Genomic DNA, 13,598 nt, shown 5'->3' with positions numbered 1-13,598 from the left:
CGAAAGTCAGTCAGATTCTCAAGGAGAGAACCAGTGGGCAAGGCCAAGTTCGAGCGGAACAAGCCGCACATGAACATCGGCACCATTGGGCATATCGACCACGGTAAGACCACACTGACCGCGGCGATCACCAAGGTGCTCCACGACCGTTACCCCGAGCTGAACGCCGCGACGCCGTTCGACAAGATCGACAAGGCGCCGGAGGAGAAGGCTCGCGGCATCACGATCTCGATCGCGCACGTCGAGTACCAGACGGAGAAGCGTCACTACGCGCACGTTGACTGCCCGGGTCACGCCGACTACGTCAAGAACATGATCACCGGTGCCGCTCAGATGGACGGCGCCATCCTCGTGGTCGCCGCCACCGACGGCCCGATGCCGCAGACGAAGGAGCACGTCCTCCTGGCCCGCCAGGTCGGCGTCCCCTACATCGTCGTGGCCCTCAACAAGTCCGACATGGTCGACGACGAGGAGATCCTGGAGCTGGTCGAGCTCGAGGTTCGTGAGCTTCTCTCCGCTCAGGAGTTCCCCGGCGACGACCTGCCCGTCGTCCGCGTCTCCGCGCTCAAGGCACTTGAGGGCGACGAGAAGTGGGCCGACAGCATCGTCGAGCTGATGAACGCCGTCGACGAGAACGTCCCCGAGCCCCCGCGTGAGACGGACAAGCCGTTCCTCATGCCGGTCGAGGACGTCTTCTCGATCACCGGCCGTGGCACGGTCGTCACCGGCCGTATCGAGCGCGGCATCGTCAAGGTCAACGAGCAGGTCGACATCGTCGGCATCAAGCCGGAGAAGACGAGCACCACCGTCACCAGCATCGAGATGTTCAACAAGATGCTCGACGAGGGTCACGCCGGCGACAACGCCGCGCTGCTGCTCCGCGGCATCAAGCGCGACGACGTCGAGCGCGGCCAGTGCATCATCAAGCCGGGCACGACCACCCCGCACACCGAGTTCACCGGCCAGGTCTACATCCTGTCCAAGGACGAGGGCGGCCGCCACACGCCGTTCTTCAACAACTACCGTCCGCAGTTCTACTTCCGTACGACTGACGTGACCGGTGTGGTGAACCTCCCCGAGGGCACCGAGATGGTCATGCCGGGCGACAACACCGAGATGCGCGTTGAGCTGATCCAGCCCATCGCCATGGAGGAAGGCCTCAAGTTCGCGATCCGTGAGGGTGGCCGCACCGTCGGCGCCGGTCGGGTCGTCAAGGTCATCAAGTAGCTTGACCGCTGGGGCGGCGGTCGGCCCCGGATCCGGGACCGACCGCCGCGCCACGTCGCAGACTCCGCGCAAAAGCGCCGTGATCCAGCAGTAGCTTCGGCCCAGTGACCGAAGTGACTGCCGGATCACGGAAGAAAAAGGCAGATCGACTCGTCTGCCTCGTGGGGTCACGCAGGTCCTGACCTGCAGTGAAGGAAGCGGCACAAGGCCGCACGATACTTTTCCAGACGACAGCGAAGGACACCGAGGCCACTATGGCGGGACAGAAGATCCGCATCCGGCTTAAGGCCTATGACCACGAGGTCATCGACAGCTCGGCCAAGAAGATCGTCGAGACGGTGACGCGGACTGGCGCGAAGGTCGCAGGCCCGGTGCCGCTGCCGACCGAGAAGAACGTGTACTGCGTCATCCGCTCGCCGCACAAGTACAAGGACAGCCGCGAGCACTTCGAGATGCGCACGCACAAGCGGCTGATTGACATCATCGACCCGACCCCCAAGACGGTCGACTCGCTCATGCGACTCGACCTCCCCGCGGGTGTCGACATTTCGATCAAGCTCTGAGGGAACGCACTGACATGGCTAAGACGATCAAGGGCGTCCTGGGCAAGAAGCTCGGCATGACCCAGGTCTTCGACGCGGACAACCGGATGGTGCCGGTGACCGTGGTCGAGGCCGGTCCGTGCGTGGTGACCCGCGTCCGCACTCCGGAGAAGGACGGCTACTCCGCCGTCCAGCTCGGCTTCGGGCAGGTCGACCCACGGAAGGTCAACAAGCCGCTCGGCGACTACCTGCGTAAGCACGACATCACCCCGCGCCGTTACTTCGCGGAGATCCGCACCGACGACGCGAACGACTACACCCTGGGCCAGGAGCTGCTGGCCGACACCTTCGAGGCGGGCCAGTTCGTCGACGTGACGGGCAAGAGCAAGGGCAAGGGCTTCGCCGGTGTCATGAAGCGGCACGGCTTCGGTGGTCTGGGCGCGTCGCACGGTACGCAGCGCAAGCACCGTTCGCCGGGTTCCATCGGTGGCTGCGCCACCCCGGGCCGCGTTTTCAAGGGTCTGCGCATGGCTGGCCGGATGGGTAACGTCCGCACCACTGTGCAGAGCCTGAAGGTTCACTCCGTGGACGCCGAGAAGGGTCTCATCCTGATCAAGGGTGCGATCCCCGGCGCCAACGGAAGCCTCGTCCTCGTCCGCACCGCTGCCAAGAAGGGGGCTGCGAAGTGACAAGCATTGACGTCCTCGACGCCAGCGGTGCCAAGACCGGCACGGTCGACCTGCCCGGAGACATCTTCGGCGCCAAGGTCAACGTTCCGCTGATCCACCAGGTGGTCGTGGCCCAGCTCGCCGCTCGCCGGCAGGGCACCCACAAGGCCAAGACCCGTGGCGAGGTCTCCGGCGGCGGCAAGAAGCCGTACCGCCAGAAGGGCACCGGCCGGGCCCGTCAGGGTTCGACCCGCGCTCCGCAGTTCGCCGGCGGTGGCATCGTCCACGGGCCGGTGCCGCGCGACTACTCGCAGCGCACGCCCAAGAAGATGAAGGCCGCCGCGCTGCGTGGCGCCCTGTCCGACCGGGCCGGCGGTGGGCGCGTCCACGTGGTCAGCTCGCTGGTCTCGGGCGAGACGCCCAAGACCAAGGCCGCCCTGGAGGCCCTGCGCAAGATCACCCAGGCTCCCCGCGTCCTCGTCGTGGTCGACGAGAACGACGAGCTGACCTGGCTGAGCCTGCGCAACGCTCCCGAGGTCCACCTGCTGGACGCCGGGCAGCTCAACACCTACGACGTGCTCGTGCACGACGACGTGGTCTTCACCCAGGAGGCGTACGACCAGGTCGTGGCGCGGCTGAGTGGCGGGAAGGAAGACGCCTGATGGAGAAGATCGCCGACCCGCGCGACATCATCATCAAGCCGGTGGTCTCTGAGAAGAGCTACGGCCTGATCGACGAGAACAACAAGTACACGTTCCTGGTGAAGAAGACCGCGAACAAGACTCAGGTCAAGATCGCCGTTGAGCAGATCTTCGGGGTCAAGGTCACCAGCGTGAACACCATCAACCGGCAGGGCAAGCGCAAGCGCACCCGCACCGGTTACGGCAAGCGTCCCGACACCAAGCGCGCGATCGTGAGCCTGGTCGAAGGCGATCGGATCGACATCTTCGGTCAGATCGGCTGACCTGCGGGGGGCTCAGCCCCCCGCATTCCCCCCGTGTCGCCTTCGGGCGACAAAGTCTCTGGGGGCTTTGCACGATTGAATGATCCAGAATCCTCTGGACTCTGGATTCCGACGAAGGATGAACGAAAAAGATGGGCATCCGTAAGTACAAGCCGACGACCCCGGGTCGCCGCGGGTCGAGTGTCTCGGACTTCTCCGAGATCACCCGCAGCACGCCCGAGAAGTCGTTGCTTGCGCCCCTTCACAGTAAGGGCGGCCGCAACGTACACGGCCGGGTCACCGCTCGCCACCAGGGCGGCGGTCACAAGCGCGCCTACCGGATCATCGACTTCCGTAGGCATGACAAGGACGGCATTCCGGCCAAGGTCGCTCACATCGAGTACGACCCCAACCGCACCGCCAATATCGCTCTGCTCCACTACGCCGACGGCGAGAAGCGCTACATCATCGCGCCGACCGGCCTCAAGCAGGGCGACCGCATCGAGAACGGGCCCTCGGCCGACATCAAGCCGGGCAACTGCCTGCCGCTGCGCAACATCCCGACCGGTACCTTCATCCACGCGGTGGAGCTCCGTCCGGGTGGTGGCGCCAAGCTGGGCCGTTCCGCGGGCGCCCAGATCCAGCTGCTCGCCAAGGAGGGCCAGTACGCCACGCTGCGTATGCCGTCCGGCGAGATGCGCATGGTCGACGTGCGCTGCCGGGCCTCGGTGGGTCAGGTGGGCAACGCCGAGCAGGCCAACATCAACTGGGGCAAGGCCGGCCGTATGCGGTGGAAGGGCAAGCGCCCCACCGTTCGCGGTGTCGCCATGAACCCGGTCGACCACCCGCACGGTGGTGGTGAGGGCAAGACCTCCGGTGGTCGCCACCCGGTGAACCCGAAGGGCAAGCCCGAGGGCCGCACCCGCCAGGCCAACAAGGCCAGCGACCGGCTGATCATCCGTCGGCGGAGCAAGAGGAAGAAGCGGTAGGAGCAGCCGAAATGCCACGTAGCCTTAAGAAGGGTCCCTTCGTGGACGACCACCTTCAGAAGAAGGTGGACGCCCAGAACGAGAAGGGCAGCAAGAACGTCATCAAGACGTGGTCGCGGCGCTCCATGATCGTTCCCGACATGCTCGGGCACACGATCGCCGTACACGACGGCCGCAAGCACGTCCCGGTGTTCATCACCGAGTCGATGATCGGTCACAAGCTCGGAGAGTTCGCTCCCACGCGTACGTTCCGCAGCCACGTCAAGGAAGACCGCCGCAGTCGGCGGTAAGCGTCCCGGAAGTAGGAGAAAGCGATGGAAGCCAGGGCTCAGGCGCGGTTCGTCCGTGTCACGCCCCTCAAGGCCCGCCGCGTGGTGGACCTTATTCGCGGGCTGCCCGCTTCGGAGGCGCAGGCCGTGCTGCAGTTCGCTCCCCAGTCGGCGAGCGAGCCGATCTTCAAGGTGCTCAGCAGCGCCATGGCCAACGCTGAGCACAACTTCGATCTCGACCCCAGCACGCTCGTCGTGAGCCGCGCGTGGGTCGACGAGGGCCCGACGCTGAAGCGGTTCCGTCCGCGTGCACAGGGTCGTGCCTATCGGATCAACAAGCGGACGAGCCACATCACCGTGATCGTGGAGTCCCGCGAGCCGAAGGGAAGGACCCGATAGTGGGCCAGAAGGTTAACCCGCACGGGTTCCGCCTCGGCATCACGACCGACTTCAAGAGCCGGTGGTACGCCGACAAGCTGTACAAGTCGTACGTCGCCGAGGACGTGTCGATCCGCCGCATGCTGCAGAAGGGCATGGAGCGGGCCGGCATCTCCAAGGTGGAGATCGAGCGCACCACCGACCGCGTGCAGGTGGACATCCACACCGCGCGGCCCGGCATCGTGATCGGCCGGCGCGGAGCCGAGGCGGACCGCATCCGCGGCGACCTGGAGAAGCTGACCAAGAAGCAGGTCCAGCTCAACATTCTCGAGGTCAAGAACCCGGAGATCGACGCCCAGCTCGTCGCGCAGGGCGTCGCCGAGCAGTTGTCGAGCCGTGTCTCGTTCCGCCGTGCCATGCGCAAGGCGATGCAGTCGGCCATGAAGTCCGGCGCCAAGGGCATCCGTGTCCAGTGCTCCGGCCGTCTGGGCGGCGCCGAGATGTCGCGGTCGGAGTTCTACCGCGAGGGCCGCGTGCCGCTGCACACCCTCCGCGCGGACATCGACTACGGCTTCTACGAGGCCCGTACGACCTTCGGCCGCATCGGCGTGAAGGTCTGGATCTACAAGGGCGAGGCTCCGACGAGCCGCGCCGAGCGCGAGGCGGCCGCCGCAGGCGCCCGTGCCGGCCAGCGTCGTGACCGTGACGACCGTCGTGGTGGCGGCGACCGTCCGCGCCGTGGTGGCGGTGACCGTCCGCGTCGTGGCGGTGGTCGTGGCGACCGTGACCGTGCCCCCCGCACCGAGTCCCAGGCGGCACCCGCCCAGGGGACTCCCGAGACCGGCCCGGCTGCGCAGCCGGGTGCTGAAGGGAGCTGACCATGCTGATCCCGCGCAGGGTCAAGCACCGCAAGCAGCACCGGCCCGACCGTAGCGGCGCCGCCAAGGGCGGCACGAGGGTCGTGTTCGGCGAGTTCGGCATCCAGGCGATTGAGCACTCCTATGTGACCAACCGCCAGATCGAGTCCGCCCGTATCGCCATGACCCGTCACATCCGTCGTGGCGGCAAGGTGTGGATCAACATCTACCCCGACCGTCCGCTCACGAAGAAGCCGGCCGAGACCCGCATGGGTTCCGGTAAGGGTTCGCCGGAGTGGTGGGTGGCCAACGTCAAGCCCGGACGCGTGATGTTCGAACTGTCGGGCGTGACGGAGTCGGTCGCTCGCGAGGCGCTTCAGCGTGCGATCCACAAGCTCCCTATGAAGTGCAAGATCGTTAAGCGTGAAGTGGGTGAGGCGTGATGGCTAAGGGCCTGACCGCCGGAGAGCTGCGGCTCGAGGACGAGGAGACCCTCGTCCAGAAGCTGAAGGAGGCGAAGGAGGAGCTGTTCAACCTTCGTTTCCAGTCGGCTACCGGTCAGTTGGAGAGCCACGGGCGGCTGCGGGCCGTCCGCCGCGAGATCGCCCGTATCTACACCGTGATGCGCGAGCGCGAGCTCGGCATCGTCACGGTCGAGAAGGAGACGAGCGATGGCTGAGACCGAGACCACCGAGACCACGGAGACGAAGGACGCGCGGAACTTCCGCAAGGTTCGTGAGGGCCTCGTCGTCAGCGACAAGATGGACAAGACCGTCGTCGTCGCCGTCGAGGACCGCGTCAAGCACCGCCTGTACGGCAAGGTCATCCGCCGTACGACGAAGTACAAGGCACACGACGAGGCCAACGCCTGTGGCGTGGGCGACCGCGTGCTGCTCATGGAGACCCGCCCCCTCTCCGCCACCAAGCGGTGGAGGGTCGTGGAGATCCTCGAGAAGGCAAAGTAACACTCCTTCTCGGATATACCGCGTCTCGTGGGGGCTCTCGTAGCCCCCATGACGGCGTCCAAGGACGCGGGGCCGCCAGGCCTCGCGTCGCCTGCGGTGCGGCCCTCCACGGAGGGTTGTGGCCGGAGGAACAAGACAACAGCAGGTTCCGCCAGGCTCACGCGGAAGGGCAGCGCCCCCGCGTGAGAACCGGCGCGACTAACAGGAGTGAAAGTGATCCAGCAGGAGTCGCGGCTCAAGGTCGCCGACAACACGGGTGCCAAGGAGATCCTCTGCATCCGTGTTCTCGGTGGCTCGGGCCGACGCTACGCCGGTATCGGCGACATCATCGTCGCCACTGTCAAGGACGCGCTGCCCGGCAGCACGGGCGTCAAGAAGGGCGACGTGGTCCGGGCCGTCATCGTCCGCACGGTCAAGGAGCGCCGCCGGCCCGACGGCTCCTACATCCGGTTCGACGAGAACGCCGCCGTCATCATCAGGGAAAGCGGCGACCCTCGTGGCACCCGTATCTTCGGCCCGGTCGGCCGCGAGCTGCGCGACAAGAAGTTCATGCGCATCATCTCGCTCGCCCCGGAGGTGCTGTAATGCCGAAGCTGCATGTGAAGAAGGGTGACCTGGTCCAGGTCATCGCCGGCAAGGACAAGGGTGCCAAGGGTCATGTCATCGCCACCTTCCCGCGCGAGGACCGCGTGGTGGTCGAGGGCGTCAACATGATCAAGAAGCACACCAAGGAGACCCACCAGGGCCCGCGCGGCGCCAAGACCGGCGGCGTGCAGACCATGGAGGCCTCCATCCACGTGAGCAACGTGAAGAAGCTCAAGGACGACAAGCCCGCCGACAAGAAGCCCGCCGAGGAGAAGTCCGAGGCCAAGGCCGACGAGACGGGTGAGGACAGCTGATGACTGCCACGACCACTGAGACAGAGCGCCCGACGCCACGGCTGAAGACGAAGTACCGCGAGGAGATCGCGGCCCAGCTTCGCGAGCAGTTCGGCATCGAGAACGTCATGCAGATCCCGGGCCTGACCAAGATCAAGGTCAACATGGGTGTCGGCGAGGCGGCTCGTGACTCCAAGCTCATCGAAGGCGCCGTCCGCGACCTCACCGTGATCACCGGCCAGAAGCCGGCCGTCGTCCGGGCGCGCAAGTCGATCGCGCAGTTCAAGCTGCGTGAGGGCATGCCGATCGGCGCCCATGTCACGCTGCGCGGCGACCGCATGTGGGAGTTCCTCGACCGGCTGCTGTCCCTCGCGCTCCCGCGCATCAGGGACTTCCGCGGCCTGTCGCCGAAGCAGTTCGACGGCAACGGCAACTACACGTTCGGTCTGACCGAGCAGGTCATGTTCCACGAGGTCGACCAGGACAAGGTCGACCGGCCGCGGGGCATGGACATCACGATCGTGACCACCGCGAAGAACGACGACCAGGGCCGGGCGCTGCTGAAGCTCCTCGGGTTCCCCTTCAAGGAGGCCTGATCATGGCGAAGAAGTCGCTGATCGCCAAGGCAGGGCGCAAGCCGAAGTTCCAGGTCCGGGCGTACACTCGTTGCTCGCGCTGTGGCCGGCCGCGCGCCGTCTACCGCAAGTTCGGGCTGTGCCGCGTGTGCTTCCGCGAGATGGCGCACCGGGGCGAGCTGCCCGGCATCACCAAGTCGAGCTGGTAGTCCCGACGAGCGGATTTTCCGTCGGATAACCTGTGGGCGGCCTTCGTGCCGCCCGCGGGTGACCGCCCGCCTCCCATATTTCCGAAGAAGACCAGGATGTTTCCTCAGGGGAACGTCCATGACCACGCCGAAGGTCCACCGGCAGAGAGCCCCGGTCACGGGTGCTGCTTGGCCGACTGGAAACCGCGGCGAGGAAGGCCACTGGCCATGACGATGACCGACCCGATCGCAGACATGCTCACACGTCTGCGCAATGCGAATTCGGCGTACCACGAGAGCGTGGCGATGCCGTACTCGAAGATCAAGGCGCACATCGCCGAGATCCTCCAGCAGGAGGGTTACATCCAGGCTTGGACCGTCGAAGACGCCAAGGTGGGCAAGAACCTCGTGGTGGAGCTGAAGTTCGGGCCTACCCGTGAGCGGTCGCTCGCGGGCCTGCGCCGGGTTTCCAAGCCCGGTCTGCGGGTTTATGCGAAGAAGGACAACCTGCCTCGGGTCCTGGGCGGGCTGGGCGTCGCGATCATCTCGACGTCCGCCGGCCTCATGACCGACAAGCAGGCCGGCAAGCGTGGTGTGGGCGGGGAAGTCCTCGCCTACGTCTGGTAGAGGGGAGGAACACAGCATGTCGCGAATCGGACGGCTGCCCATCCCTGTGCCGAGTGGCGTAGACATCACGATCAACGGCCAGGATGTCCAGGTCAAGGGCCCGAAGGGCACGCTCACTCACACGGTCGCCGAGCCCATCGCGGTGGCTCGTGACGAGGACGGCAGCATCGCCGTCTCCCGGCCCAGTGACGAGAACAAGGTCCGTGCGCTGCACGGCCTGTCCAGGACGCTCATCGCCAACATGGTGCAGGGCGTCACCCAGGGCTACTCCAAGAGCCTTGAGATCGTCGGGGTCGGTTACCGCGTCCAGGCCAAGGGCCCGACGCAACTGGAGTTCTCCCTGGGCTTCAGTCACCCGGTCATCGTCGACGCCCCCGATGGCGTCTCCTTCCGCGTCGAGAAGCCGACCCTGTTCCACGTGGACGGCATCGACAAGCAGAAGGTGGGCGAGGTCGCGGCCAACATCCGCAAGTTGCGCAAGCCTGACCCGTACAAGGGCAAGGGCGTGCGCTACCAGGGCGAACAGATCCGCCGCAAGGTCGGAAAGGCTGGTAAGTAGGCATGGCTCCGAAGACTGCGTTCAGCAAGCACACGGCTGCCCGCACGGTCTCGCGGGCCCGCCGTCACCGCCGCGTCCGCAAGTACGTCGTCGGCACGAGCGAGCGTCCGCGCCTGGTCGTCAACCGCTCGACCCGTCACATGTTCGTCCAGATCGTGGACGACACCGTCGGCCACACGCTGGTGAGCGCGTCCACCATGGACGCCTCGCTGCGCTCGCTGGAGGCGGACAAGACCGAGAAGGCCAAGAAGGTCGGCGAGCTCCTCGCTCAGCGGGCCAAGGACGCCGGGATCACCAAGGTCGTCTTCGACCGCGGTGGCAACCGGTATGCGGGTCGGATCGCGGCGCTGGCAGACAGCGCGCGCGAGAGCGGGCTCGAGTTCTGATGAGGGCCCGGGGATCGCAACTAATGGCAACTGAGATGAGGAACCACTGATGGCTGCAGCTCCGCGTCGCGGTGGCGGCACCGGTGGCGAGCGGCGGGACCGTCGTGACGATCGCCGCGGTGGCGCCGCCGACAAGGGCGTCTCGTACATCGAGCGCGTAGTGAAGATCAACCGAGTGGCCAAGGTCGTGAAGGGTGGTCGTCGCTTCAGCTTCACCGCCCTCGTCGTCGTCGGCGACGGCAACGGCATGGTCGGCGTCGGCTACGGCAAGGCCAAGGAAGTGCCCGCGGCCATCGCCAAGGGTGTCGAAGAGGCGAAGAAGCACTTCTTCAAGGTGCCTCGGATCCAGGGCACCATCCCGCACACCGTGCAGGGCGAGGAGGCGGCGGGCGTCGTCTTCCTCCGGCCGGCCTCGGCCGGTACCGGCGTCATCGCCGGTGGCCCGGTGCGTGCGGTCCTGGAGTGCGCCGGCATCCACGACGTGCTGTCCAAGTCGCTCGGCTCGGACAACCCGATCAACATCGTGCACGCCACCGTGGCGGCTCTGAAGGGCCTCTCGCGCCCCGAGGAGATCGCCGCCCGCCGTGGCCTGCCGATCGAGGACGTGGCCCCGGCTCGCATGCTCAAGGCGCAGCGTGAGGGCCTCGCCGAGGCCGCGGCCGCCAAGGCGGTGAGCTAGTCGTGGCACGCCTGAAGATCACTCAGGTTCGCTCGAAGATCGGTGGCAAGCAGAACCAGCGTGACTCGCTGCGTTCGCTTGGCCTGAAGCGAATCGGCGACGTCGTCGTCAAGGAGGACCGCCCCGAGATTCGCGGGATGGTCTCCGTGGTGACGCACCTCGTCGAGGTGGAAGAGGTCGATTGACGTGACTGACAGCTCCAACAACGCTGCTCCGCTCAAGATCCACGACCTGCGTCCTGCTCCTGGTGCCAACAGGGCCAAGACCCGCAAGGGTCGCGGCGAGGCGTCCAAGGGCAAGACGGCCGGTCGGGGCACCAAGGGCAGCCACGCCCGCACGACGGTCCCCCTCGGTTTCGAGGGTGGCCAGGTGCCGCTGCAGCGGCGTCTGCCGAAGCTCAAGGGCTTCTCCAACGCGCTGTTCAAGACGACCTACCAGGTCGTCAACCTGGACAGGCTCGGCGAGCTGTTCCCCGAGGGTGGCGAGGTCACCGTCGAGGCGCTGGTCGCCAAGGGCGCCGTTCGCAAGAACCAGCTGGTGAAGGTGCTCGGCACCGGCGAGATCTCGGTCGCGGTCAACGTGCAGGCCCACGCCTTCTCGTCGTCCGCGAAGGAGAAGATCGCCGCAGCCGGTGGTTCCGTTACCGAGCTGTAAGAGCTATTACGTGGCGTGGGGGCTTTGACAATGGGCCCCCACGCCCGTAGTGCGTTAGAGTTCGCCAGACGGCAGGATTCTGTCCGGCTCGTTTGACCTGAGACTTTCAGATGGCAGATCCCCGCACCATCGCATACTCACACCGCCGTAAAGGCGCGCAGGAGGGACCGTGCTGACCGCGTTTACCCGGGCGTTCCGGACACCGGACCTGCGCAAGAAGTTGCTCTTCACCCTGGGCATCATCGCGCTGTTCCGTCTCGGCTCGGTTCTTCCGACTCCGGGAGTCCACGTCGAGAACCTCGCCGCCTGTTTCGACCAGGCGCGCAGTGGAGAAACCGGCAACATCTACGGGATGGTGCAGCTGTTCAGCGGCGGCGCGCTCCTGAAGTTGTCGGTGTTCGCGCTGGGCATCATGCCCTATATCACCGCGAGCATCATTCTGCAGCTGCTCGTCGTGGTGATCCCGCGCCTCGAGGCGCTCAAGAAGGAAGGCCAGGCCGGTCAGACGAAGATCACGCAGTACACGCGTTATCTGACCATCGGGCTCGCCGTCCTGCAGTCGACCGCCTTCATCGCGCTCGCGCGCACCGGCCAGTTGTTCCCCAACTGTCAGCAGGACGTCCTGCTCGACCCGGACAACATCTTCGGCATCGTCACGATGGTCGTGATCATGACGGCCGGCACCTCCGTGATCATGTGGCTCGGTGAGCTCATCACCGACCGCGGCGTCGGCAACGGCATGTCCATCCTGATCTTCACTCAGATCGTGGCGGTCTTCCCCTCCGAGCTCGCCAACATCTTCCAGGCCAACAAGTTCACCTTCGCGGTCGTCATGGTGGTCGGCGTCTTCATGATCGCCGCGGTGGTCTTCGTCGAGCAGGGGCAGCGGCGCATCCCGGTCCAGTACGCCAAGCGGATGGTGGGCCGCAGGATGTACGGCGGCACGTCCACCTACATCCCGCTCAAGGTCAACCAGGCCGGCATCATCCCGGTCATCTTCGCCTCCTCGCTGCTCTACCTGCCGCAGCTGATCACGTCGCTGTTCCAGACCAGCGACAACATGGTCATCCAGTGGATCTCGCAGAACCTCGCGACGGGCGACACGCCGATCTACATGGCCACGTTCTTCCTGTTGATCGTTTTCTTCACCTACTTCTACGTGTCCATCACGTTCAACCCCACTGAAGTCGCCGACAACATGAAGAAGTACGGTGGTTTCATTCCGGGCATCCGCCCCGGCCGTCCGACGGCTGAATACCTGAACTTCGTGCTCACCCGTCTGACCGCGCCCGGCGCGCTCTATCTGGGTCTGATCTCCATGGTCCCGATCGTCGCGCTGGCGATTGCCGGTGCGAGCCAGAACTTCCCGTTCGGAGGGACGAGCATTCTGATCATGGTAGGCGTCGGCCTTGACACGGTGAAGCAGATCGAGAGCCAGCTGCAGCAGCGTAACTACGAAGGTTTCCTGAGGTAGTGCGTCTCGTTCTGGTCGGGCCCCCCGGAGCGGGTAAGGGGACACAGGCCCAGTACATCGCATCCAACCTGTCCATCCCGAAGATCTCGACAGGTGACATTTTCCGTGCCAACGTCTCGGGGGGCACGGACCTCGGCAAGCTGGCCAAGACGTACATGGACCGCGGGGACCTGGTGCCCGACGAGGTCACCATCGCCATGGTGCGTGACCGGCTGTCCGAGGACGACGCGCAGGACGGCTTCTTGCTCGACGGGTTTCCGAGGAACGTCGCGCAGGCCGAGATCCTGCGCGACATGCTCAAAGACTGGAGCCAGGCGCTCGACCTGGTTCTCGAGCTCGTCGTGGACGACGACGAGGTGGTCAGGCGGCTGGCTGGCCGGCGCACCTGCAGCCAGTGCGGCCGCATCTGGCACGTCGAGTTCGACGACAAGAAAGACGACAAGTGCGACGCGTGCGGGGGCGCGTTGTTCCAGCGTGACGACGACAAAGAGGAGACCGTCAGGCACCGCCTGGAGGTCTATCAGGAGCAGACGGCGCCTCTGGTCTCCTACTACGCGGACGAGGGCATCCTGGTCGGTGTGGACGCCACTGGCCCGGTCGAAGAGGTCACGCAGCGGGCCATGGACGCGATCAGGCCGTATATGGGCTGAGTTCCGCTATCAACCGAATTGGGCGAGGTGGCACGGGATTCCGTGCCACCTCGCGGCTATTGTGGGGGAACTGGGCTCCCAGGTGGCCCG

Annotated in this window: 24 protein-coding genes; all 24 read left to right on the top strand. The window is 65.8% G+C overall.

Translation table 11 applies throughout. The annotated features are described in order from the left end of the window. Positions 1-33 precede the first annotated feature (33 nt). The 24 genes from tuf (at position 34) to ABGA98_RS03985 (ending at position 13,508) form a co-directional block, all read left to right on the top strand. On the top strand, positions 34-1,227 hold the full coding sequence (tuf, locus tag ABGA98_RS04100; RefSeq protein ID WP_347616791.1) for an elongation factor Tu: 1,194 nt from the start codon (positions 34-36) through the stop codon (positions 1,225-1,227). A gap of 254 nt (positions 1,228-1,481) precedes the next feature. Next, complete coding sequence (gene rpsJ / locus ABGA98_RS04095; protein ID WP_012887830.1) at positions 1,482-1,790, top strand: 30S ribosomal protein S10; 309 nt, start codon at positions 1,482-1,484, stop codon at positions 1,788-1,790. Positions 1,791-1,804: 14 nt separating this feature from the next. Further along, complete coding sequence (gene rplC, locus ABGA98_RS04090) at positions 1,805-2,458, top strand: 50S ribosomal protein L3 (RefSeq protein ID WP_132336998.1); 654 nt, start codon at positions 1,805-1,807, stop codon at positions 2,456-2,458. Then, positions 2,455-3,099 (top strand): 50S ribosomal protein L4, encoded by a 645-nt coding sequence (gene rplD / locus ABGA98_RS04085; RefSeq protein ID WP_347616790.1) that lies wholly within the window; start codon positions 2,455-2,457, stop codon positions 3,097-3,099. The genes rplC and rplD overlap by 4 nt, the downstream gene beginning before the upstream one ends. Next, complete coding sequence (rplW, locus tag ABGA98_RS04080; protein WP_080043238.1) at positions 3,099-3,401, top strand: 50S ribosomal protein L23; 303 nt, start codon at positions 3,099-3,101, stop codon at positions 3,399-3,401. The genes rplD and rplW overlap by 1 nt, the downstream gene beginning before the upstream one ends. A gap of 131 nt (positions 3,402-3,532) precedes the next feature. Then, a complete protein-coding gene (rplB, locus tag ABGA98_RS04075; RefSeq protein ID WP_132509668.1) occupies positions 3,533-4,369 on the top strand; it encodes a 50S ribosomal protein L2 in 837 nt (278 codons plus the stop codon). Positions 4,370-4,380: 11 nt separating this feature from the next. After that, the gene (rpsS, locus tag ABGA98_RS04070) at positions 4,381-4,659 is read left to right on the top strand and encodes a 30S ribosomal protein S19 (protein ID WP_090930455.1); all 279 of its coding nucleotides are present in this window, start codon (positions 4,381-4,383) and stop codon (positions 4,657-4,659) included. Between the two features lie 24 nt (positions 4,660-4,683). After that, the gene (rplV, locus tag ABGA98_RS04065) at positions 4,684-5,037 is read left to right on the top strand and encodes a 50S ribosomal protein L22 (protein ID WP_132599484.1); all 354 of its coding nucleotides are present in this window, start codon (positions 4,684-4,686) and stop codon (positions 5,035-5,037) included. Continuing rightward, positions 5,037-5,894 (top strand): 30S ribosomal protein S3, encoded by an 858-nt coding sequence (rpsC, locus tag ABGA98_RS04060; protein ID WP_132599487.1) that lies wholly within the window; start codon positions 5,037-5,039, stop codon positions 5,892-5,894. The genes rplV and rpsC overlap by 1 nt, the downstream gene beginning before the upstream one ends. A 2-nt stretch (positions 5,895-5,896) precedes the next feature. Continuing rightward, positions 5,897-6,316 (top strand): 50S ribosomal protein L16, encoded by a 420-nt coding sequence (gene rplP, locus ABGA98_RS04055; RefSeq protein WP_347616789.1) that lies wholly within the window; start codon positions 5,897-5,899, stop codon positions 6,314-6,316. Then, a complete protein-coding gene (gene rpmC / locus ABGA98_RS04050) occupies positions 6,316-6,552 on the top strand; it encodes a 50S ribosomal protein L29 (RefSeq protein ID WP_132337013.1) in 237 nt (78 codons plus the stop codon). The genes rplP and rpmC overlap by 1 nt, the downstream gene beginning before the upstream one ends. Next, the gene (gene rpsQ / locus ABGA98_RS04045; RefSeq protein WP_132599491.1) at positions 6,545-6,838 is read left to right on the top strand and encodes a 30S ribosomal protein S17; all 294 of its coding nucleotides are present in this window, start codon (positions 6,545-6,547) and stop codon (positions 6,836-6,838) included. The genes rpmC and rpsQ overlap by 8 nt, the downstream gene beginning before the upstream one ends. A gap of 213 nt (positions 6,839-7,051) precedes the next feature. Continuing rightward, positions 7,052-7,423: a 50S ribosomal protein L14 gene (rplN, locus tag ABGA98_RS04040; protein WP_347616788.1), complete on the top strand. Its 372-nt coding sequence runs from the start codon at positions 7,052-7,054 to the stop codon at positions 7,421-7,423. Between the two features lie 8 nt (positions 7,424-7,431). Beyond that, entirely contained in the window at positions 7,432-7,737 is a 306-nt protein-coding gene (rplX, locus tag ABGA98_RS04035; RefSeq protein WP_347617702.1) for a 50S ribosomal protein L24, read from the top strand. Continuing rightward, entirely contained in the window at positions 7,737-8,312 is a 576-nt protein-coding gene (rplE, locus tag ABGA98_RS04030; RefSeq protein ID WP_132509674.1) for a 50S ribosomal protein L5, read from the top strand. Before rplX ends, rplE begins: the two co-directional genes overlap by 1 nt. Positions 8,313-8,314: 2 nt before the next feature. Further along, a complete protein-coding gene (locus tag ABGA98_RS04025) occupies positions 8,315-8,500 on the top strand; it encodes a type Z 30S ribosomal protein S14 (RefSeq protein ID WP_132337023.1) in 186 nt (61 codons plus the stop codon). A 207-nt stretch (positions 8,501-8,707) separates the two neighbouring features. After that, entirely contained in the window at positions 8,708-9,106 is a 399-nt protein-coding gene (rpsH, locus tag ABGA98_RS04020; protein ID WP_132509675.1) for a 30S ribosomal protein S8, read from the top strand. Between the two features lie 16 nt (positions 9,107-9,122). Continuing rightward, positions 9,123-9,665, top strand: a complete 543-nt coding sequence (rplF, locus tag ABGA98_RS04015; RefSeq protein ID WP_347616787.1) for a 50S ribosomal protein L6 — start codon at positions 9,123-9,125, stop codon at positions 9,663-9,665. Positions 9,666-9,667: 2 nt separating this feature from the next. Then, a complete protein-coding gene (gene rplR / locus ABGA98_RS04010; protein WP_132599495.1) occupies positions 9,668-10,051 on the top strand; it encodes a 50S ribosomal protein L18 in 384 nt (127 codons plus the stop codon). 49 nt (positions 10,052-10,100) lie between these two features. Further along, positions 10,101-10,730: a 30S ribosomal protein S5 gene (gene rpsE / locus ABGA98_RS04005; protein ID WP_132632155.1), complete on the top strand. Its 630-nt coding sequence runs from the start codon at positions 10,101-10,103 to the stop codon at positions 10,728-10,730. 2 nt (positions 10,731-10,732) lie between these two features. Beyond that, positions 10,733-10,915, top strand: a complete 183-nt coding sequence (gene rpmD / locus ABGA98_RS04000) for a 50S ribosomal protein L30 (RefSeq protein ID WP_080043226.1) — start codon at positions 10,733-10,735, stop codon at positions 10,913-10,915. Between the two features lies 1 nt (position 10,916). Then, positions 10,917-11,384, top strand: coding sequence for a 50S ribosomal protein L15 (rplO, locus tag ABGA98_RS03995; protein ID WP_347616786.1), 468 nt, complete (start codon positions 10,917-10,919; stop codon positions 11,382-11,384). 169 nt (positions 11,385-11,553) lie between these two features. Continuing rightward, on the top strand, positions 11,554-12,858 hold the full coding sequence (gene secY / locus ABGA98_RS03990; protein ID WP_347616785.1) for a preprotein translocase subunit SecY: 1,305 nt from the start codon (positions 11,554-11,556) through the stop codon (positions 12,856-12,858). Continuing rightward, positions 12,858-13,508, top strand: a complete 651-nt coding sequence (locus tag ABGA98_RS03985) for an adenylate kinase (RefSeq protein WP_132509682.1) — start codon at positions 12,858-12,860, stop codon at positions 13,506-13,508. Before secY ends, ABGA98_RS03985 begins: the two co-directional genes overlap by 1 nt. Positions 13,509-13,598: the final 90 nt, after the last annotated feature.

Source organism: Nonomuraea sp. B1E8 (genome assembly GCF_039871515.1).
Classification (GTDB): Bacteria; Actinomycetota; Actinomycetes; order Streptosporangiales; family Streptosporangiaceae; genus Nonomuraea.
The sequence above is the reverse complement of the archived record's forward strand: the minus strand, read 5'-3'. Positions and strand labels throughout refer to the sequence as shown.

Coding starts and splice junctions, on each gene's coding strand:
- rpsJ (WP_012887830.1), top strand. CDS start 1,482: ATGGCGGGACAGAAGATCCGCATCCGGCTTAAGGCCTATGACCACGAG.
- rplC (WP_132336998.1), top strand. CDS start 1,805: ATGGCTAAGACGATCAAGGGCGTCCTGGGCAAGAAGCTCGGCATGACC.
- rplW (WP_080043238.1), top strand. CDS start 3,099: ATGGAGAAGATCGCCGACCCGCGCGACATCATCATCAAGCCGGTGGTC.
- rplB (WP_132509668.1), top strand. CDS start 3,533: ATGGGCATCCGTAAGTACAAGCCGACGACCCCGGGTCGCCGCGGGTCG.
- rpsS (WP_090930455.1), top strand. CDS start 4,381: ATGCCACGTAGCCTTAAGAAGGGTCCCTTCGTGGACGACCACCTTCAG.
- rplV (WP_132599484.1), top strand. CDS start 4,684: ATGGAAGCCAGGGCTCAGGCGCGGTTCGTCCGTGTCACGCCCCTCAAG.
- rplP (WP_347616789.1), top strand. CDS start 5,897: ATGCTGATCCCGCGCAGGGTCAAGCACCGCAAGCAGCACCGGCCCGAC.
- rpmC (WP_132337013.1), top strand. CDS start 6,316: ATGGCTAAGGGCCTGACCGCCGGAGAGCTGCGGCTCGAGGACGAGGAG.
- rpsQ (WP_132599491.1), top strand. CDS start 6,545: ATGGCTGAGACCGAGACCACCGAGACCACGGAGACGAAGGACGCGCGG.
- rplE (WP_132509674.1), top strand. CDS start 7,737: ATGACTGCCACGACCACTGAGACAGAGCGCCCGACGCCACGGCTGAAG.
- ABGA98_RS04025 (WP_132337023.1), top strand. CDS start 8,315: ATGGCGAAGAAGTCGCTGATCGCCAAGGCAGGGCGCAAGCCGAAGTTC.
- rpsH (WP_132509675.1), top strand. CDS start 8,708: ATGACGATGACCGACCCGATCGCAGACATGCTCACACGTCTGCGCAAT.
- rplF (WP_347616787.1), top strand. CDS start 9,123: ATGTCGCGAATCGGACGGCTGCCCATCCCTGTGCCGAGTGGCGTAGAC.
- rplR (WP_132599495.1), top strand. CDS start 9,668: ATGGCTCCGAAGACTGCGTTCAGCAAGCACACGGCTGCCCGCACGGTC.
- rpsE (WP_132632155.1), top strand. CDS start 10,101: ATGGCTGCAGCTCCGCGTCGCGGTGGCGGCACCGGTGGCGAGCGGCGG.